Source organism: Streptomyces sp. LBL (assembly GCF_029893585.1).
Classification (GTDB): Bacteria; Actinomycetota; Actinomycetes; order Streptomycetales; family Streptomycetaceae; genus Streptomyces.
On record NZ_JARXYX010000064.1, the window covers coordinates 1 to 18,582 of the forward strand.

At 70.2% G+C, this 18,582-nt stretch carries 15 protein-coding genes and 2 pseudogenes; 9 read left to right on the forward strand and 8 right to left on the reverse strand.

The genetic code is table 11. The annotated features are described in order from the left end of the window. Positions 1-250: 250 nt before the first annotated feature. From M2271_RS41685 to M2271_RS41695, 3 genes are all read right to left on the reverse strand, one after another. A complete protein-coding gene (locus M2271_RS41685) occupies positions 251-718 on the reverse strand; it encodes a DUF5990 family protein (RefSeq protein WP_280892689.1) in 468 nt (155 codons plus the stop codon). 174 nt (positions 719-892) lie between these two features. Then, a complete protein-coding gene (locus tag M2271_RS41690; RefSeq protein WP_280892690.1) occupies positions 893-1,735 on the reverse strand; it encodes a hypothetical protein in 843 nt (280 codons plus the stop codon). A gap of 325 nt (positions 1,736-2,060) precedes the next feature. Further along, positions 2,061-2,714 (reverse strand): DNA-binding response regulator, encoded by a 654-nt coding sequence (locus M2271_RS41695; RefSeq protein ID WP_280892691.1) that lies wholly within the window; start codon positions 2,712-2,714, stop codon positions 2,061-2,063. A 73-nt stretch (positions 2,715-2,787) separates the two neighbouring features. Here M2271_RS41695 and M2271_RS41700 point away from each other — a divergent pair, with 73 nt between their 5' ends. Next, positions 2,788-3,645 (forward strand): aldo/keto reductase, encoded by an 858-nt coding sequence (locus tag M2271_RS41700; RefSeq protein WP_280892692.1) that lies wholly within the window; start codon positions 2,788-2,790, stop codon positions 3,643-3,645. Positions 3,646-3,898: 253 nt separating this feature from the next. Here M2271_RS41700 and M2271_RS41705 read toward each other — a convergent pair whose 3' ends face one another. Further along, positions 3,899-4,507 (reverse strand): hypothetical protein, encoded by a 609-nt coding sequence (locus M2271_RS41705; RefSeq protein ID WP_280892693.1) that lies wholly within the window; start codon positions 4,505-4,507, stop codon positions 3,899-3,901. Between the two features lie 81 nt (positions 4,508-4,588). Between M2271_RS41705 and M2271_RS41710 the strand changes: the two genes are divergently transcribed. Continuing rightward, positions 4,589-5,827 (forward strand): transposase, encoded by a 1,239-nt coding sequence (locus M2271_RS41710; protein ID WP_280892694.1) that lies wholly within the window; start codon positions 4,589-4,591, stop codon positions 5,825-5,827. 357 nt (positions 5,828-6,184) lie between these two features. Here the strand turns inward: M2271_RS41710 and M2271_RS41715 are convergent, their stop codons facing one another. Both M2271_RS41715 and M2271_RS41720 read right to left on the reverse strand, forming a co-directional pair. Continuing rightward, entirely contained in the window at positions 6,185-6,769 is a 585-nt protein-coding gene (locus M2271_RS41715) for a GtrA family protein (RefSeq protein WP_280892695.1), read from the reverse strand. 283 nt (positions 6,770-7,052) lie between these two features. After that, positions 7,053-7,548, reverse strand: a pseudogene (locus M2271_RS41720) (MarR family transcriptional regulator). An 86-nt stretch (positions 7,549-7,634) separates the two neighbouring features. On the opposite strand from M2271_RS41720, the gene M2271_RS41725 reads away from it, so the two are divergent. From M2271_RS41725 to M2271_RS41755, 7 genes are all read left to right on the forward strand, one after another. Continuing rightward, positions 7,635-8,510, forward strand: a complete 876-nt coding sequence (locus M2271_RS41725) for a DUF2797 domain-containing protein (protein ID WP_280892696.1) — start codon at positions 7,635-7,637, stop codon at positions 8,508-8,510. A gap of 163 nt (positions 8,511-8,673) precedes the next feature. Next, a complete protein-coding gene (locus M2271_RS41730; RefSeq protein WP_280892697.1) occupies positions 8,674-9,414 on the forward strand; it encodes a response regulator transcription factor in 741 nt (246 codons plus the stop codon). A 135-nt stretch (positions 9,415-9,549) separates the two neighbouring features. Further along, complete coding sequence (locus M2271_RS41735; protein WP_280892698.1) at positions 9,550-11,184, forward strand: HAMP domain-containing sensor histidine kinase; 1,635 nt, start codon at positions 9,550-9,552, stop codon at positions 11,182-11,184. A 14-nt stretch (positions 11,185-11,198) separates the two neighbouring features. Continuing rightward, a complete protein-coding gene (locus M2271_RS41740; protein ID WP_280892699.1) occupies positions 11,199-12,794 on the forward strand; it encodes a glycosyltransferase in 1,596 nt (531 codons plus the stop codon). After that, entirely contained in the window at positions 12,794-15,166 is a 2,373-nt protein-coding gene (locus tag M2271_RS41745) for a glycosyltransferase family 39 protein (RefSeq protein WP_280892700.1), read from the forward strand. The genes M2271_RS41740 and M2271_RS41745 overlap by 1 nt, the downstream gene beginning before the upstream one ends. A 135-nt stretch (positions 15,167-15,301) precedes the next feature. After that, positions 15,302-16,858 carry an MFS transporter gene (locus tag M2271_RS41750; protein ID WP_280892701.1) on the forward strand — a complete coding sequence of 519 codons (1,557 nt, stop codon included), beginning with the start codon at positions 15,302-15,304 and terminating at the stop codon, positions 16,856-16,858. Positions 16,859-17,002: 144 nt separating this feature from the next. Continuing rightward, positions 17,003-17,764 carry a TetR/AcrR family transcriptional regulator gene (locus tag M2271_RS41755; RefSeq protein WP_280892702.1) on the forward strand — a complete coding sequence of 254 codons (762 nt, stop codon included), beginning with the start codon at positions 17,003-17,005 and terminating at the stop codon, positions 17,762-17,764. Positions 17,765-17,836: 72 nt separating this feature from the next. Here M2271_RS41755 and M2271_RS41760 read toward each other — a convergent pair whose 3' ends face one another. Then, positions 17,837-18,304: a PPOX class F420-dependent oxidoreductase gene (locus M2271_RS41760; RefSeq protein ID WP_280892703.1), complete on the reverse strand. Its 468-nt coding sequence runs from the start codon at positions 18,302-18,304 to the stop codon at positions 17,837-17,839. 195 nt (positions 18,305-18,499) lie between these two features. After that, positions 18,500-18,582, reverse strand: a pseudogene (locus tag M2271_RS42680) (transposase); the annotation flags it as partial.

Sequence of the window (18,582 nt, forward strand, 5' to 3'; positions counted from 1 at the left end):
GGCTCAGCCCGTCCACGGACTCCTGCGTTCTCCTCATGTCCGCACCGTCCGCGGCCGCCCCGCCGGCGGCAAGCGACACGCCGCCCACCGTCTCGGGAGAGTGAGTCTTCTGGATCGTCATCAGGTGTCCCTTCCGGTGAAGTTCCCACCTAATTCATGACACTCCCCACACAGGTCAAAGGCCCCGCCGGTTCGCCGAGCGGGGCCTTTGACATCAGCGGGTGACATCAACGTTCACGGGTAACGGTGCTCAGTCGGCGTGGGCGGCGGTCCAGGTGATGTGCGGGGGCTGGACTCGTGTGCACAGGGGCCCGCCCTGCTCGTCGGTGAGGCCGAGGCGTCCGACCAGCAGTCCGTCGCGTGCGGCGGCGGCGAGTACGTCGGCGGGGATGACGTCGAGCATGAGCTTGGCGCGGCGGAACATCGTAAAGGTGCCCGCCTCGTCGACGGTGCCCCACGACAGGTAGATGAACCGTCGGCCCAGGCGGTCCTGCACGTAGGGGCCTGTGACCTCGGTGCCGGTCGGCGAGGCGCTCGTCGTGCACTCCAGGGTCCATGTCGCGGACGCTGCATCGCCGGGCTGTGGATCGAGAAGTTCGGCCGGGCGGTCGCGGCGTTGCACGGCGACGTGGATGTTGCCGTACGCGGGGGCCTTTCCGTCGGCAGGGGCGGGGCGGGTGAGGCCGGGCAGGTCGACGGCGTCGATGCGGATGCGCATGGCGGCCATCATCCCGCCCTCGTCGGCGCAGAGGTCAGCCGACCTCGAACTGGGGTGCCCGGGCAGTGGTGACCTCGTCGTCGGCGTCGGCTCCGTTGTGCCGGCCTCCTCGTCGCCCCCGCCCACCCGCGCCACGCCGGCGTCCAGCGTGGCGCGGGTGGGCCGGCCTGTGGCTCAGTGGTCGTCGGTGATGGTGGTCGCAATGCCGTTGCTGATCACAACCTCGGCGGAGAAGCCCTTCTTGGCGGCCGTCTCCAGTTCGGCCTCGGTGCACTTGGTGCCGCCCTCGCCGCCCGCACCCGTGTTCACGGCATCGCAGATGTCGTCGTAGCCCATGATCTTGGTGTCCTCGGCGACGAGGAACTGCTGCTCGACACCCTTCGTGCCGGAGACCGTGTACTTGCCCGGCGCCAGGTAGGAGACGTTGCCGAACCAGGTTCCGCTGACACCCTTGCCCTTGTTGATGCCCTCGATGACGGTCTCGCGGGTGCCGGTGCCGGTGCCGGTGCCGGAGCCGCTGGTGCCGGAGCCCGAGCCGCTGGTGCCGGAGCCAGCGTCCTGCTGAGCGGCGCGCCGCTCGGTCACCAGGGTCGCGATACCGTTCTTCATCTTCACGTCGGCGTTCACGGCCTCCTTCTTCGTGGCCGCCTCCAGCTGATCCAGCGTGCACGGTGCGTCCACCTTGGACCCCGCCTCGCCGCATATCGTGCCGACGCCGTAGACCTCGGTGTCGTCGGCGACCCAGAACTGCTGGTCATCCCTGCCCGGCACGGACACGATGTACTTGCCCGGGGCGAGATAGGTGACCTTGCCGTTCTCGAACGAGCCGCTGACGCCCTTCGAGTGCTTGGAGTGCTTGGAGTCCTTGGAGTCCGACGCCTTCTGCGCGGCCGCCTTCTCGCCCGTTCCGCTCTTGCGGGACGAGCTGTCGACCGTGCCGCTCTGGCACGCCGTCAGCAGCAGCCCGGCGGTGATCGCGGCGGTGGCGAGGACGGCCTTGCGCAGGTGGCGGTTCATCAGGGGAGGTTCCTTCCGAGGGCACGTGGTGGGGACCCACGGCGCTTCCGCCGGTTTCCCGCTCTGTGTTGACTATGAGGCGTCCCAGAGCACTTGGGCCACACCCGTCTTCCCTTCAGAACACCGCCGTGGCACTGCTGTGACACAGCGACACATCGGCTGTGGACGGCGGTTCGCCGACGCGCCGTCTTGCGTCACGCGAGCTCGGGCTCGGGCTCGGGCACCGTCTGCACGCGGCTCGCCGGCGCGTGCGTCGGCCAGTCGGCCAGTCGGCCACGAGTGACACCTCGCCGAGGGCGCGCAGGGACGTGGCCCGACGGGTTTCTCAGCCGCTGAGGCCGAGCTCGCCCGCGCGTACGCCTGCCTGGAAGCGGGAACCCGCGTCGAGGGTGTTGAGGAGTTCGGCGACTCGGCGGCGGTAGGTTCGCAGGGACATGCCGAGTTCTCGGGCGGCTGTCTCGTCGGTGGCGCCCGAGCCCAGCGCGTGCAGGACCGTACGGCTCTCGGTGTCGAGCTGGGGCTGCTCGCCGCGGAGGAATGCCTTGAGGTCGGTGGCCGTCTCCCAGGCGGCTTCGAACAGTGCGTACACCCCGCCGACCAGGGCGGGGGCGGTGGTCACCGTGTACTCACGGTCGCCGGGGGCGTCCACGCCGGCGAGAATCGCGTACCGGCGGTCGATGATGATCGTCTCGTGCGGGAGAGGGGTGGCGGCGATCCGCACCCGGGCACCCTCGTCGACGAGCTCGCTCAGGTGTGCGCGGCTGCTCTCGTCGGCCAGCGAAGCCGGGCTGAGCAGCTTGCGGGTCTGTGGTGTGCCGCTGTTCCTCACCCGGACGCGGGCGGCTTGCCGCGCCTCGGGGCGAGGCCAGGTGTCGAGGTCGCGGGCGGCACAGACGAACTCCTCACGGACCGAGGAGAACAGATGCTCGGTGCGAGCGAGGAACTCCAGGTCGCCGCGGATCGTCACGATCTCTGCCACGCCCCCATTCTGCCCGATGGCAGCAAGATGCCACGGGCTCGCCGTCCGAAGCGCCACCGCCCAGGCTGGGTTCATGAGCAACGACTTCCGCCTTGGTGGCGACCTTCTGATCAACCGGATCGGCTTCGGGGCCATGCGTCTGCCCACGAACAGCTTCCACGGGCCGGCCCGCGACCCCGAGACCGGTCGTGCCGTGCTGCGCCGAGCCGTGGAACTCGGCGTCGACCACATCGACACCGCCGCCTTCTACGCCAGCGGCGACGGCACTGTACGGGCCAACACCCTGATCCGCGAGGCCCTTCACCCCTACCCGGCCGGCCTGGTCATCGCCACCAAGGTCGGCCCGGTCCGCACCCCCGACGGTGGCCTGGCCGCGGGCACCGATCCCGCGGTACTGCGTCCGCTGGTCGAGGAGAACCTGGAAACCCTCGGTGTGGACAGCCTCGATCTGGTCTATCTGCGTATCGGGGGCGCGGAGCCGCCGCCGAACGGGGAATCCGTCGCCGAACGCTTCGAGGCACTGGCCGCGATGCGTGAGGAGGGCCTGATCAGCCACCTCGGTCTGAGTAACGTCGATGCCGGTCACCTCGCCGAGGCCCGCGCGATCGCCCCTGTCGACGCCGTCCAGAACCACTTCCACGCCGCCAAGCGCGATGACACGGACGTCCTGGCCGCCTGCCAGGAGGCCGGCATCGCCTATGTGCCGTTCTTCCCGCTGGGCGGCGGCCTGAGCGACGTCACCGGTGACCGCATCGCCAAGGTTGCGGAACGACACGGCGCCACGGTCCCTCAGATCGCCCTGGCCTGGCTGCTCGCCTCCTCTCCCGTCACTCTGGCCATCCCCGGCACCGGCTCCCTCGCCCACCTGGAGGAGAACACCGCTGCCGGGTCCATCGTGCTCACCCCAGAGGATCTCTCCGACCTCACCTGACCGCGACGCCTGAGGCTGCGTTCGATGCTTCCGGACGGGGACCGCGCGGAGGACCTCGTCACCGGCGGTACCTGGTGACCGGTCGGCGGACGGTATGTGCGGGTGCGGGTGCGGGTGTATGTGCAGGTGCAGGTGGCCCCAGGAGATCTGGTCCTGGGGCCACTGGCCACGCCTGCCAGGCCTGCGGTTTGCCTGCTGTGCGGGGGCCTGCCACGCCGGCCCTTGCCTGCTGTGCGACGGGGACGCGGGTCGGTCAGCCGTAGAACGGGCCCGGTGTGCTCCACGTCGTGTGGCCGAAGACGTTGTCGTCGGCGATGGTGATGTTGACGTCGGTGACCTTGAGGCCGTACTGGGCCGGGGTCATGCCCGTGGGGCAGTTCACCGTGACGGCCGGGAAGTTCATGTAGAAGTACGGGCCCACGTCCCAGGTGGGGTACTTGCGGAGCTCGCTGAGGACCCAGTTGGCGTCGGTTTCGTAGTACACCGGCAGCAGTTCCTGTTGCTCGGTGCGGACCACAAAGCTGGTGCTGTGGTCGAAGGTGCCGTCGGGGCGCAGGCAGCCGAAGGTGCGGGCGGTGTCGGCGAAGGCCGTGAACGAGTTGTCGGTGCTCCCCAGGCCGGCTGTGTAGCCCGGCTGGTTGCGAACGTTGTGCAGGGTGACGCCCAGCGAAAACCCGCCGCAGCCCGGCGTCGGGTTGTAGTCGTGGTAGATGTTCAGCGAGATTCTTGCGAGGAACCCCAGGCGTTTATGCCTGGGAGGAATCGCATCGTGTGGTGGCGACGCGGAGCGTCGCAGTGTCCGGGAGTTCGGGCGCGGAGCGCCCGCAGGGCTGTCCGGCGGAGCCGGGGCAATGTCGAACATACGGTCGGTGGGTCGCTGGATGGTGGGGCGGGTGTGCGGAAGGCGTCTGTGTGTGCGGGCGGCTGTGTAGGTTCGGGTGTCATGAAGCTGGTGGTGCAGGTCAAGCTGTTGCCGACGCCCGTACAGGCGGCGGCGCTTGAGGCGACCCTGCGCTCCTGTAACGAGGCGGCGTGCTGGGTGTCCGAGGTGGCCTTCGCCAAGGATGTGAAGCGGAACTTCGCGTTGCGTGAGCACACCTACACCGAGGTCAGGCGGCGGTGGGGGCTGGGCGCGCAGGCCGCTCAGCACACCATCAAGAAGACCTGTGACGCCTACCGCACGCTGGCGGCGAACCTGAAGGCCGGGCACCTGGGCAAGCCGTGGTCGAAGCGGTACCGGCGGACGGTGGAGAAGCCGATCACATTCCGGCCCGAGGGCGCGCAGCCCTATGACGACCGAATGCTGTCCTGGCAGATCACCGAGCGGACCGTCTCCGTCTGGACCCTGTCCGGGCGGATGAAGGGGGTGGCGTTCGCCGCCTCCCCTAAGCAGCTGGCCCGTCTGGCGCTGTACCGCAAGGGCGAGTCCGACCTGCTCTGTCGGGACGGCATGTGGTTCCTGAACGCCACCTGCGAGATCCCCGAAACCGAACCGAGCACAGCCCCGGACGGGTTCCTCGGCATCGACCTGGGGATCGTGAACATCGCCACCACGAGTGACGGCCAGATCATGGCCGGACGCGCCCTGAACCGGGGACGGCTGCGCGAACGCACCCTGCGCACCAAACTGCAGAAGAAGAACACCCCGTCCGCCAAGCGCCGTTTGAAAAAGCGCGGGCGCAAGGAAGCACGGCGGGCGAAGGACATCAACCACAAGATCGCGAAACATGTGGTGGCCGAGGCAGAACGCACCTCGCGCGGCATCGCCCTGGAAGACCTGACGGGCATCCGCGAGAGGGTACGGCTTCGCAAGCCCCAACGGGCTACCCACTCCAGTTGGTCCTTCGCCCAGCTGGGACAGTTCATCGCGTACAAGGCCAAGAGGGCCGGGGTGCCGGTGGTGTACGTCGATCCGGCGTACACATCACGCACCTGCGCCGAATGCGGCCACATCGACAAGGCGAACCGGGTCTCCCAGGCGTGGTTCGCGTGCCGGTCCTGCGGATTCGTTGATCACGCGGACCGGAACGGCTCCCGCAACATCCGTGCTCGCGCGGAAGAGTTGTGGCGACGCGGGGCGCAGTCAACCGCCCCAGACCCACCCCCGAAACCCGAGGGCGGGACCGGACGCAAGCGCAGCACCACAACCAGTGGCGCCCGCTGTGCAAGCCCGGGACTTTAGTCCCGGGTCGTTGACGCACTTGCGGTCACCGAAGGCGGCAGTGGGGTCCGGGTTGTACGGCTTCGGGACGACCGTGTTGTAGAACTTCACCGTCGCAGAGACGCCGTCGACGGTGGGCGCCGGGAGGTCGACCGTGGTGGTGGCCCGGGCGGTTCCCGGGCCGGACAGGGCGAAGCCGGTGGCGGCGAGCAGCGCGATGGTCAGTCGCGTCAGCGCTCTTCGCTTGTTCCGCACGCCCCATGCCTGTCGGTCTTTCCGTACATTTCTCACGTTCCGCATGTGAAGGAACCCCCCTCGTGCACTTGGTGCACTCCCACATGAACAGTGACATGGGCGCGCTAGTCGGTCATGAAGCGGTCATCCGGTACATGCCTCGACCCTCACAAACGGAACGTTCCATGCCTTCGAGCGGCGGAAGTTCGGTGTGGCCCTGCGTTTTTGGCTGTCGGCGCCGGCGAAGACGAACAGACGCAGGACCAGGAAGCGGCCGATTCCGGCGAGGGCGGACGCGGAGAGGTACACGCCCTGCTCCCACAGCATGCTCGGCGACGACTGGACGGTGTGCAGCAGGGACACCGCGGCACAGGTCACCACGTACGCCGCCGTGGCCGAGCCCGCGGACTGCAGGTGCCGGCGCCAGCCGGGGCGCCGGCCCGTGCCGAAGGTGAAGAGCGCGTGCAGTTCGGTGCACAGGAGGGTGGACGCGACGGTGACTACCGCGTTGGCGGCCGCCCAGGGCATGGTCCGGGCCAGCAGCGGTACGGCGAGGGCGGCGAGGAGGCCGACACCGCCGCCGCAGATCACGAACCGGAGGAAGGAGGCAAGGGGGCCCGGAGTCGTGGAGACGCCGCGGGTCGGTCGCGGCTCACCGCGCGAGGGCTGCGGCTGCGGCAGCACCTGCGGCAGCGCCTGCGGCTTCGACTCGAGCAGCGACGACTGCATGACGTTCCTTCCGGACGGGGCGGGCGGTGAACCTCTGCGACTCAGCTGACACCGGCCCGACTTCAGGCGGCCTTCAATCGGCCTTCAGCCGGGATTCAGCCGGCCTTCGGCGGCAGGCGTCGGCATGCAGCCGGGCCTCAGTGGGGATCGGTCGGTGTCGGCCGGGTTCAACGATGCCGTCGTCCGTCGGCGGAAACGATGGAGTGCGCTACCGGACGGGGGGTATGGCCAGCCCTACCCTGCCGGGGTGGGTGGCCACCGAGTGGCTCACCGCGTCCGCGCGTCATCCGCCCTTGGTGTCACGGTCCCGGAGTTCCTCGACATTGCTGTGGGCCATGGCCGTGGTGGGGGTGAACGAGTCGGTGATGGCGGCGAGTTCGTCGGCGAAGAGGTCGGCGAAGAGGTCGGTCAGGCGGGCGTAGTGGGGCTGGTAGAGGGCGACGACCCGGGTGACCGCGGCCGGGACGGCGGCCCCACGGACCCGACGGCGGTCCGCCGGGTCGGGAACGCGGCTGCCGTAGCCGGCGCCGACGCGTTCGAGGCGGTTCAGGATGCCGGTCACGCCGGCCGGTGCTGACGTGGGCGCATTCGGCGATGTCACCGGCCGTGCGGAGGTTCTCCCCGGCCGCCAGGACGTAGGCGAAGCACAGGAGGTCGGTGATGTTCAGGCCCGGTCGCTGGGCCATCTCCTGTCGGCCGAGCAGGTGTGCCGCGACGAGGGAGTCCATCGCCGACAGCGCCTGGGCCGGAGTGGCGGAGGGGCGCGACTCGACTGGCAGGTGAGGCGGAGCCCGCCACGGCCCCCTCCGGCAGCTGACCTCCGCGCAACCGCCATTGTCAGTGCTGCCCCCTATTCTCGGAAGCAATGGCACAGGCATGGAAGTGCTCGGGGCTGCGATGGGCGGCGGGCGGTCCCGTGCTGATGTGGGACGGCGGGCGGCGCACTGCGCTGACCTGGGGGAAACGGGTGGCCTTCGGGGTCGCGGAAGGGGGCGTGCGGACATGCGTGGGAGTGCGGGGGCATACCTGCCCTGTGCGGGCGGCTGTGCGGGGGCGGAGTACGGGGGCGCGTTGCGAGGAGTGCGCGCGGTTGGACCGGGCGCACTCCGTCGCGGCCGACACGATCGCCGACGACCCGCGTCCGTATCGCGTGTACCTGGCCTGGTTCGGGCCCGGCCTGGTCAAGGTCGGGATCACCGCCGAAGAGCGTGGCTCGGCCCGATTGCTGGAGCAGGGAGCCGTCTGCTTCAGCTGGCTGGGCACGGGCCCGTTGATGGCGGCCCGGCGCACTGAGGAACTGCTGCGCGCCGCGCTCGGGGTGCCGGACCGGATTCCGTACGTCGAGAAGCGGGCGGTGCGGGCCCGGTTGCCGGGGGCGGCGGGGGAACGGGCCGCCGAGGTCACGGAGCTGCACCGGCGGGCGGTGGCTCTCGGCGGCTGGCCGGAGTCGCTCACGCCCGCGCCCTGCCAACCCGTCGATTACGTCGAGGTGTTCGGGCTCGGGGACCTGCCTGCCGCCGTCGGCGCGGTGAGCGAACTCGTCGCCGGCGGCGCGGTGGGCGGCCGGTTGGTGGCGGCGGCCGGGCCGGACCTGCACCTGGAGACGGGGGCCGGCTCAGTGGTCGTACTCGACACCCGGCTGATGACCGGGTGGGATCTGGTTCCCGTCGGGGGTGAGGAAGTCACCGTGCCGGTACGGCAGTTCAGAGCGCCGCCAGCTGTACAGTCCGGGCTGTTCTGACCGAGGGGGCCGCGCCCGCCGCCGACCGGAATCAGGTCCTCGCGGAGGTTCTCAGCCTTCCCGGAGGTTCTCAGGCCTTCCCTGAGAGTGGCCTGTGCGTTTCTCAGGAAAATTACAGAGAGACGAAAGGGTGCTCTCAGGGGGTCCCGACACGGTGTTCACCATGACCACGACCTCGCCCCAGGGGCGCACCGAACTGCTGAGGGCGGACGGGAGCCCCGTCCGAGTGCTTGTGGTGGACGACGAGTTGTCGATCACCGAACTGCTGTCCATGGCCCTCCGTTACGAGGGCTGGCAGATCCGGAGTGCCGGTGACGGCGCGGGCGCCCTCCAGACCGCCCGTGAGTTCCGACCCGACGCCGTCGTCCTGGACATGATGCTGCCCGACATGGACGGGCTGGCCGTTCTGGGGCGGCTGCGGCGCGAGCTGCCCGACGTGCCGGTGCTCTTCCTGACCGCGAAGGACGCGATCGAGGACCGGATCGCCGGTCTCACCGCCGGCGGTGACGACTACGTCACCAAGCCGTTCAGCCTCGAAGAGGTCGTCGCCCGGCTGCGGGGGCTCATCCGGCGCTCGGGTGCGGCCGACCGGCGCTCGGAATCCGTCCTCGTCGTCGGTGACCTCGCCCTGGACGAGGACAGTCACGAGGTGTCGCGGGCCGGGGCGAACATCCACCTCACCGCTACCGAGTTCGAGCTGCTGCGCTTTCTGATGCGCAACCCGCGCCGGGTGCTCAGCAAGGCGCAGATTCTCGACCGTGTGTGGTCGTACGACTTCGGCGGTCAGGCCAATGTGGTCGAGCTCTATATCTCCTACCTGCGCCGCAAGATCGACGCCGGTCGTGAGCCGATGATCCACACCCGGCGCGGCGCCGGCTACCTGATCAAGCCCGCCGCGTCATGAGCGGGCGGCGACGGCCGCGTACACAGCAGCGAGCGGGCCAGCCGTACGCACAGCAGCGAGCGGGCAAGCCCCGTACAGGGCAGCGAGCCGGCAAGTCGCGCACCCTGCGGACACGGCTCGTCGTCGCGTCGGTGGGTGTTGATCGCCGTGGTCTGCGCGGTGATCGGCACGGTGACGACGCTGGCGCTGCGGTCGCATCTGTACGACCAGTTGGACGGGCAGCTGCACGAGGTCGCCATGCGCGCCTCGGGTGACTTCCCGCGGCCCGTCGGCCCCGTCGGCCCCGTCGGCCCCGTCTACCCCGTCGACCCCGTCGACCCAGACGTCCCTGTCGGCCCCGACAGCCGCTCCAGGGCCTCCGGTGGGCCGAAGTCGAGCAGTACGGGTAAGACGGGCAAGACAGGCAAGGCGGGTAAGACGGGCAAGGCGATCGACCTCGCCACATTCGTCAAATGGGGCCCGCAGCCGAGCGGTACCGTCGCGGCGGAGGTCAAGAAGGGCGTCATCACCGACGCCAAGATCGGCCAGAAGTCCGACGACCTCCAGACGGAGCCGGTGACCCTCAGCGACGCCGCGAAGAAGGCGCTCGCACAGGTGCCCCGCGACCGCAGCTACCACACCGTGGAGCTCCCGGGTCTCGGCGACTACCGCGTCGCGTACGCGGACGGCCCCAACGGCACCTACTACGTGGCGATATCGACCGCGAACACCGACAGCACCATCAACACCCTCATCCTCGTCGAGCTGAGCGTCACCGCCGCCGGTCTCGGTGCCGCCGTCATCGCCGGCTACGTCCTGGTCGGTGTCGCCACCCGCCCGCTGCGCAAGGTCGCCGCCACCGCCACCCGCGTCTCCGAACTCCCCCTGCACACCGGCGAGGTCAACCTCAGCGAGCGGGTGCCCGCGTCCCAGACCGACCCGCACACCGAGGTCGGTCAGGTCGGCGCCGCGCTCAACCGGATGCTGGACCATGTCCACGGCGCCCTGCACGCCCGCCAGCAGAGCGAGACCCGGGTACGGCAGTTCGTCGCGGACGCCAGTCATGAGCTGCGCACCCCGCTCGCCTCCATCCGCGGGTACGCCGAGCTCACCCGGCGCGGCAGAGAGCGGGTCGGGCCCGACACCCGGCACGCGCTCGGCCGGATCGAGTCCGAGGCGGGCCGGATGACCCTGCTCGTCGAGGATCTCCTGCTGCTCGCCCGGCTGGACGCGGGCCGGCCCCTCCAGTTCGAGCAGACCGACCTCGTACCGCTGGTCGTGGACAGCATCAGCGACGCGCGCGCGGCCGGACCGCAGCACACCTGGCGGCTCGACCTGCCCGACGAACCCGCACTGGTGTCCGCGGACGCGGCCCGGCTCCAGCAGGTCTTCGTCAACCTGTTGGCCAACGCCCGTACCCACACACCGCCCGGTACGACCGTCACCGCACGGGTGCGGCGGCGCGGACCGTGGCTGTGCGTGGACGTCGAGGACGACGGCCAGGGCATCCCGCCCGATCTGCTCCCGCGTGTCTTCGAACGGTTCGCGCGCGGCGACTCCGCGCGCTCCCGGGCCACCGGCTCGACCGGTCTGGGCCTCGCGATCGTGCAGGCCGTGGCGACCGCGCACGAGGGAGAGGTGACCGTCGACAGCGTTCCCGGGCGCACGGCGTTCACCGTGCACCTGCCCGCGCTGGGCCCGGTGTCGCCGTGTCCGGCGCCCGAAACGAACGGGCAACCACACTCACAGGCGCAGCACAGCGCCGCCATATGGGTGCAACAGGGCGCTTGACCACAGTCGTTCGCATGCGAACCGACTCTTCTCCCGGCACCCTGCCGGCGCGGGAGCACCTCCCGGCCGCACCAGCCGGAACCCCTGTCCTGGACGTAGTGATCCCCGTCTACAACGAGGAGACGGATCTCCAGCCGTGTGTGCTGAGACTGCACGAGCACCTCAAGCGCACGTTCCCGTACGCGTTCCGCATCACGATCGCGGACAACGCGTCGACGGACACCACTCCGCAGGTGTCCCGGCGGCTGGAGGCGGAGCTCCCGGAGGTCAGGGCCTGCCGGCTGGAGCAGAAGGGCCGCGGCCGGGCGCTGCGGGCCGTCTGGTCCGCCTCGGACGCCCCGGTCCTCGCCTACATGGACGTGGACCTGTCCACCGACCTCAACGCCCTGCTGCCGCTGGTGGCGCCGCTGATCTCGGGCCACTCGGACCTGGCGATCGGCTCCCGGCTCGCCCACAGCTCCCGCGTGGTGCGCGGGCCCAAGCGGGAGTTCATCAGCCGGGCCTACAACCTGATCCTGCGCGGCTCGCTCCAGGCCCGCTTCTCGGACGCCCAGTGCGGCTTCAAGGCGATCCGCCGCGATGTCGCCCGGGTGCTGCTGCCCCTGGTCGAGGACACCGGCTGGTTCTTCGACACCGAGATGCTGGTCATCGCCGAGCGCGCGGGACTCCGTATCCACGAGGTGCCGGTGGACTGGGTCGACGACCCCGACTCCACCGTCCACATCGTGAAGACGGCCGCCGAGGACCTCAAGGGGGTGTGGCGGGTCGGCAAGGCCCTGGCCGCCGGTTCGCTGCCGCTGGACCGGATCACCCGCCCGTTCGGCGACGACCCGCGTGACCGGGAGATCCAGGACGTGCCGAAGGGACTGGCCCGTCAACTCGTCGGGTTCTGTGTCGTCGGCGGTCTCTCCACCCTCTTCTACCTGCTGCTCTACAGCGTCTTCCGGCAGTTCGGCGGCTCCCAGCTCGCCAACGCGCTGGCGCTGCTGGTCTCGGCGGTCGCCAACACGGCCGCCAACCGGCGGCTGACCTTCGGGGTGCGCGGGCGGGGCGGCGCCGTCCGGCACCAGGCGCAGGGTCTGGTTGTCTTCGGCATCGGCCTCGCGCTGACCAGCGGCTCCCTCGCCGCTCTGAACACGGCGACCTCCCACCCGGCCCACTCCACCGAGCTGGCCGTCCTGATCGCCGCCAACCTGGCCGCGACCGTGCTGCGCTTCCTGCTCTTCCGGGCCTGGGTGTTCCCCGACCGGAACGAGGACGACCGCCCGTCGACCGTGGCCGCCTCGCACAGCCCGTCCCCGGCCACCTACGCCACGGTGCCGCCCGCGCAGCAGCCGTACGGTCAGCAGCCGCCCGCGCTGCAGCCGCCGCTGCAGGCACACCTGCCGCTGCCACAGCGGTCGCCGGCACCGACGTACGCCACCGGGCTCCAGAACTCCTACCAGACCACCCGGTTCGAGACGCCCCGGTTCGAGACGCCCCGGTCCGAGACGCCCCCGCTTCAGACGTCCCCGTTCCGCGCCGGTGAAGCCGCCGACCGCACCCCGGGGGATTCCACCGTGCCATCGCAGCCGGTTCGCCCGACCGACACCGACCCGAGGAACTCCTGATGACCACGCACACCAACCGGACGCCCTCACCGGGCCCTTCGGACTGGGGCCCGCCGACGGCCACCACGAATACGGCGAATACGGCGAATACGGCGAATACGGCGAATACGGCGAGTACGGCCGTGCAGGAACCGGTGGTTCCCAAGGCCCCGCCGACCACCGTCCCCGAATCCGGCGAGCCCAAGCAGCCCTTCGTACGGAGACTGTGGCGGGGTCGGCCCGAGGACCCCCGCTGGGCGCGTCCCGCGTTTCTCGGCCTGCTCCTCGCGACGACCGTGCTCTACCTGTACAACCTGAGCGCCTCCGGCTACGCCAACTCCTTCTACTCCGCGGCCGTCCAGGCCGGCAGCCAGAGCTGGAAGGCCTTCTTCTTCGGCTCACTGGACGCGGGCAACGCCATCACCGTCGACAAGCCCCCGGCCTCCCTGTGGCCGATGGAGCTGTCGGTCAGGATCTTCGGCCTGAGTTCGTGGGCGATCCTGGTCCCCGAGGTTCTGATGGGCGTCGGCGCGGTCGCCGTCGTGTACGCCTCCGTGCGCCGCCGGTTCAGTCCCGCGGCCGGTCTGATCGCGGGGGCGGTGCTCGCGCTCACCCCTGTCGCGGCGCTGATGTTCCGGTTCAACAACCCGGACGCCATGCTGGCCCTGCTGATGGCGCTGGCCTGCTATTTCGTCGCGCGGGCGGTGGAGGACGGCCGGACGAGGTGGCTGGTGTGGGCCGGGGTCGCGATCGGCTTCGCGTTCCTCGCGAAGACCCTGCAGGCCTTCCTGATCCTGCCGCCGCTGGCGATCGTGTACGCCGTCTGCGCGCCGGTGAAGCTGAAGAAGCGCCTCGGACAGCTGGCCCTGGCGACGGTCGCGCTGGTCGTCTCGGGCGGCTGGTGGGTCGCGATCGTGGAGCTGTGGCCCGCCTCCTCCCGGCCCTACATCGGCGGTTCACAGAACAACTCGTTCCTGGAGCTGACCTTCGGCTACAACGGCTTCGGCCGACTGAACGGCGACGAGACCGGCAGCGTCGGAGGCGGCGGTGCTGGTGGAGCTGCCGGTGGAGCTGCTGGTGCTGCTGGTGGCGGTGGCACCGGACAGTGGGGCGAGACCGGCTGGGACCGGATGTTCAACTCCGAGATCGGCGGCCAGATCTCCTGGCTGCTGCCGGCCGCGCTGATCCTGCTGGTCGCGGGGCTGGTGGCCACGCGCAGGCTCGGGCGGACGTCCGCGACCCGCGGCGCGTTCCTGGTGTGGGGCGGCTCGCTGCTGATCACCATGGTTGTCTTCAGCTACATGGCGGGCATTTTCCACCAGTACTACACGGTGGCCCTCGCTCCCTACCTCGCCGCCGTGATCGGCATGGGCGCGGGAATCCTGTGGGAGAAGCGCTCCGCCATCTCGGCGTCGCTCACCCTCGCGACCGCCGCCGTGGCGAGCGCCGCCTGGGGATACGTCCTCCTCGACCGCACCCCGGACTACCTGCCCTGGCTGAAGTGGCTGGTCCTCGTCGGCGGTCTGACCGCCGCGCTCGGCCTGATCTTCGTGGCCAGGCTGGGCCGGAAGCTCGCGCTCGCCGCGGTGGGCCTGGGCATCGCCGCCTCGCTGGCCGGTCCGACGGCGTACACCCTCAGCACCGTGCGCGAGGGCCACACCGGATCCATCGTGACGGCCGGTCCGGCCGGCGCCAGCATGATGGGCGGCCGGGGCGGCCGTCCCGGGGGCGGTGACGGCTTCGGCGGCTTCGGCGGCTTCGGCGGCGGTATGCCGGGCCAGAACCAGCAGAACGGCAACGGGAACACGCAGGGACAGGGGCAGGGGCAGGGGCAGGGGCAGGGGCAGGGACAGGGACAGGGACAGCCGGGCAACGGCTTCCCGGGTGGCGGCTTCCCGGGTGGCGGTACCGGAGGCTTCCCCGGCGGCGGCATGCCTGGCCAGAACGGCAACGCCCAGGGCCAGGGTCAGAACCAGCAGGGTGAAGGGGGCCGCATGGGCGGCGCCGGTGGGGCCATGGGCGGTCTGCTCAACGGGCCCACCGTCACCTCCGAGGCCAAGAAGCTGGTGGAGGCGGACTCCGATCAGTACACCTGGGCCGCCGCCGCGATCGGCTCGCAGAACGCCGCGAGCTACCAGCTCTCCACCGGCGAGCCGGTGATGGCGATCGGCGGCTTCAACGGCACCGATCCGTCCCCGACACTGGCCCAGTTCAAGAAGTACGTGGAGGAAGGCAGGATCCACTACTTCATCTCCTCCGGCTCCGGCTCCCGCGGCGGCATGGGTGGCAGGAGCAGCGGCACGTCGTCGCAGATCACCTCCTGGATCGAGGCCAACTTCAAGAAGGTCACGGTCGGTTCGGCCACGTTCTACGACCTGACGCAGAAGGCGTAGGCGCCCGGCCGGGACAAGAAGGATGAGCGGTGGCCCGGGGTTCGCACGAGCCCGGGGCCACTGTCGTCACGGCCCTCTCCGTACGGCGAAAAAGAGCGCTGTACGCCGTATAGGAACTGCTCTACGGTGTACAGCATGGCGATGTCCCCCCAGGAACAGGCACCGGATCCTGCTCCCACTCCCACTCCCCCTTCCGATCCCACTCCCCCTTCCGATCCCGCTTCCACTTCCCCACAAATCGGCGGCCACCCCCAGCGTTGGCTGATCCTCGGGGTCATCTGTCTCGCGCAGCTCACCGTGCTGCTCGACAACACCGTCCTGAACGTGGCGATCCCCTCGCTCACCCGCGAGTTGGACGCGTCCACGTCCGACGTCCAGTGGATGATCAACGCGTATTCGCTGGTGCAGTCGGGCCTGCTGCTCACCGCGGGCAGCTCCGCGGACCGCTACGGTCGTAAGAAGCTGCTGATGGCGGGCCTGGCCCTGTTCGGCGTCGGCTCGCTCGTGGCGGGTCTCGCGAGCACCAGCGGTCAACTGATCGCCGCACGCGCCGGGATGGGCGTCGGCGGCGCGCTCCTGATAACCACCACGCTCGCCGTCGTGGTCCAGATCTTCGACGACACCGAGCGGGTGAAGGCGATCGGACTGTGGTCCACGGTCAACTCGCTCGGGTTCGCCGTCGGCCCGCTGCTCGGCGGTGTGATGCTCGACCACTTCTGGTGGGGCGCGATCTTCCTCATCAACATCCCGGTCGCGGCCATCGGCCTGATCGCCGTGCTCGCTCTCGTCCCCGAGTCCAAGAACCCGCGGGGCGACCGCCCCGACCTGCTCGGCGCGCTGCTGTCCACGATCGGCATGACCAGCATCGTCTACGCGATCATCTCCGGGCCCGACGACGGCTGGACCTCGGCGCCCACCCTCACCGCCGCCGCGATCGGCGTCCTCGTGCTGGCCGGGTTCGTGGCGTGGGAGCTGCGTGTTCCGTACCCGATGCTGGACATGCACTTCTTCCGCAACCAGAGGTTCACCGGAGCCGTCGCGGGTGCGATCCTCGTCGCTTTCGGGATGGCCGGCTCGCTCTTCCTGCTCACCCAGCACCTCCAGTTCGTGCTCGGATACGACCCGTTGGAGGCCGGCCTGCACACCGCGCCGTTCGCGCTCACCATCGTCGCGCTCAACCTCACCGGAGTGAGCGCGAGGCTGCTGCCGAAGCTGGGCACACCGCTGACGATCGCCGCGGGGATGACGTGCCTCGCCGCGGGCCTCGCGTCGATCGCCCTGCTCGGCGGAGAGGGTTACGGCGGAATGCTGCTCGGCCTGATCATCATGGGCGTCGGTGTCGCCTTCGCCATGCCGGCCATGGCCAACGCCGTGATGAGCGCGATTCCGCCGGAGAAGGCGGGCGTGGGGGCGGGCGTCAACGGCACGCTCGCCGAGTTCGGGCAGGGGCTCGGGGTCGCGGTCCTCGGCGCCGTGCTGAACTCGCGGTTCGCCGCGGCGGTCTCTGTGGCGGCGGTGTCACTGCCGGCGGCGTTGGCCGACGCGGGGTCGCCCGCGGAGCGGCGGCAGATCACCGATGCGTTCGCCTCCGGGCTGGAGACCAGTCAGTTGGTGGGGGCGGTGGCTGTGCTGCTGGGGGGACTGGTCGCGGCGGTGTTGCTGCGACGGGCTGAGCGGGGAGACTTCGCCTAGGAGCTCGGGTGGTGGGGTAAGTGGTCGGCTGCGGGTTCGTCGTGGCTGGTCGCGCCCACGCGGCGGGGTCGCACATCGGTGCGACCCGGGCCCCTTCGGGGGGCGCCGGGCCGGCCGGCGTTGGAAAGTCGAGGAAGGTGCGCCATGGCGAAAGCGGCCCAGCGGGCGGTGCGGACCAGTGTCTGGCTGGAGGGCAAGTCGCGTCGCGGCGGACGGGGCGGCGGGCAGCCCTCCGGACTCGACCGCGACCGGATCACCGAGGTCTCCGCGCGGCTGCTGGACGCCGACGGCCTGGCCGGGTTCTCCATGCGCCGGCTCGCCGCCGAGCTGAACGTCACCGCGATGTCCGTCTACTGGTACGTCGACACCAAGGACGATCTCCTGGAACTGGCCCTGGACGCGGTCATGGGAGAGCTGGAGCTGCCCGACCCGGAGGCCGACGAGGACTGGCGGGGCCAGCTGCGCACGCTGGCCCACGGCTACCGGGCCGTGCTGGTCCGCCATCCCTGGCTGTCCCCGCTGGCCGGACGCTTCCTCAACATCGGCCCCAACCACCTGGCCTTCTCCCGGTGCATCCAGCAGGTCATCCGCAAGACCGGCCTGCCCGTGCACCGGCTGACCGGGGCCATTTCGGCCGTCTTCCAGTTCGTCTACGGCTACGGCACGCTCGAAGACCACTTCTACACCCGTGTGACGGACACCGGCATGACCCCGGACGAGTACTTCCGGACCGCGTTGAACGAGTTCGCGGAGTTCCCGGGCGCCACGGAGGTCATCCGGGAATCCATGGAGATGATGGCGGCCCGCGGCGGCGACACGGTCCAGGAGATGATGGACCGGGACTTCGAGTTCGCCCTGGACCTGCTGGTGGCGGGAATCGAGACGATGGTCACGAGGGCCGACTGACCCCCCTGGAGCATCTGGGGCCCCACTCCGAGCATCTGGGGCACCCCGCCCCACGCTCACCTCGCCCCACGCTCAGTCCTCGACAAGCCTCGCCGGGAAACCGCCGGTGGCCACCGGCCCCCACCGCTCCGGCGTGATGCGAATGATCGACTTCCCCTGCTTCACCATGGCTGCCCGGTACTCGTCCCAGTCGGGATGCTCACCGGCGATGTTCCGGTAGTACTCCACCAGCGGGTCGACGGAGTCCGGCGGGTCGATGACCTCGGCGGTGCCGTCGACCTGGACCCACGGCCCGTTCCAGTCGTCGCTCAGGACGATCAGGCTGACCCGCGGATCCCGCTTGGCGTTGCGGGTCTTGGCGCGCTCGGGGTAGGTGGACACGACGATCCGGCCCGAGTCGTCGACCCCGCAGGTCAGCGGCGATCCCTGAGGGCCGCCGTCGGTCCGCCGGGTCAGCAGGATCGCGTGGTGCCGGGGCCGTACGAAGTCCAGCAACTCGTCCAGCGATACGGAAGTGTTGGTCGCGATGTTCGGTGCCATGGCGCCAGCCTAGAACCCCGGGGCGCGCGAACACCGCTGGTGCTGCCGCGGCCTCAGTCCAAGCCCGAGTCCGGGCCCCCAGTCCGGGCCCGGGCCCCAGTCCGGGCCCCAGTCCGGGCCCGAGCCCGAGCCCGAGTCCAGTCCCGATCCCAGGCCCAGGCCCAGGCCCTGGTCCAAGCCCTAGCTAGTGCCGCATCAGGCAACGTTCGCCCTGTCGACGACGGTGCGTAGGCGCTTGTCGTCGGCATGGTGGTTTCGCCAGATGATGTAGCGGCGAA

Excerpts from the sequence above, each read along its gene's own strand:
- M2271_RS41685 (WP_280892689.1), bottom strand. The coding sequence starts at position 718 with ATGCGCATCCGCATCGACGCCGTCGACCTGCCCGGCCTCACCCGCCCC.
- M2271_RS41690 (WP_280892690.1), bottom strand. The coding sequence starts at position 1,735 with ATGAACCGCCACCTGCGCAAGGCCGTCCTCGCCACCGCCGCGATCACC.
- M2271_RS41700 (WP_280892692.1), top strand. The coding sequence starts at position 2,788 with ATGAGCAACGACTTCCGCCTTGGTGGCGACCTTCTGATCAACCGGATC.
- M2271_RS41705 (WP_280892693.1), bottom strand. The coding sequence starts at position 4,507 with ATGTTCGACATTGCCCCGGCTCCGCCGGACAGCCCTGCGGGCGCTCCG.
- M2271_RS41710 (WP_280892694.1), top strand. The coding sequence starts at position 4,589 with ATGAAGCTGGTGGTGCAGGTCAAGCTGTTGCCGACGCCCGTACAGGCG.
- M2271_RS41715 (WP_280892695.1), bottom strand. The coding sequence starts at position 6,769 with ATGCAGTCGTCGCTGCTCGAGTCGAAGCCGCAGGCGCTGCCGCAGGTG.
- M2271_RS41725 (WP_280892696.1), top strand. The coding sequence starts at position 7,635 with ATGGCACAGGCATGGAAGTGCTCGGGGCTGCGATGGGCGGCGGGCGGT.
- M2271_RS41730 (WP_280892697.1), top strand. The coding sequence starts at position 8,674 with ATGACCACGACCTCGCCCCAGGGGCGCACCGAACTGCTGAGGGCGGAC.
- M2271_RS41740 (WP_280892699.1), top strand. The coding sequence starts at position 11,199 with ATGCGAACCGACTCTTCTCCCGGCACCCTGCCGGCGCGGGAGCACCTC.
- M2271_RS41745 (WP_280892700.1), top strand. The coding sequence starts at position 12,794 with ATGACCACGCACACCAACCGGACGCCCTCACCGGGCCCTTCGGACTGG.
- M2271_RS41750 (WP_280892701.1), top strand. The coding sequence starts at position 15,302 with ATGGCGATGTCCCCCCAGGAACAGGCACCGGATCCTGCTCCCACTCCC.
- M2271_RS41755 (WP_280892702.1), top strand. The coding sequence starts at position 17,003 with ATGGCGAAAGCGGCCCAGCGGGCGGTGCGGACCAGTGTCTGGCTGGAG.
- M2271_RS41760 (WP_280892703.1), bottom strand. The coding sequence starts at position 18,304 with ATGGCACCGAACATCGCGACCAACACTTCCGTATCGCTGGACGAGTTG.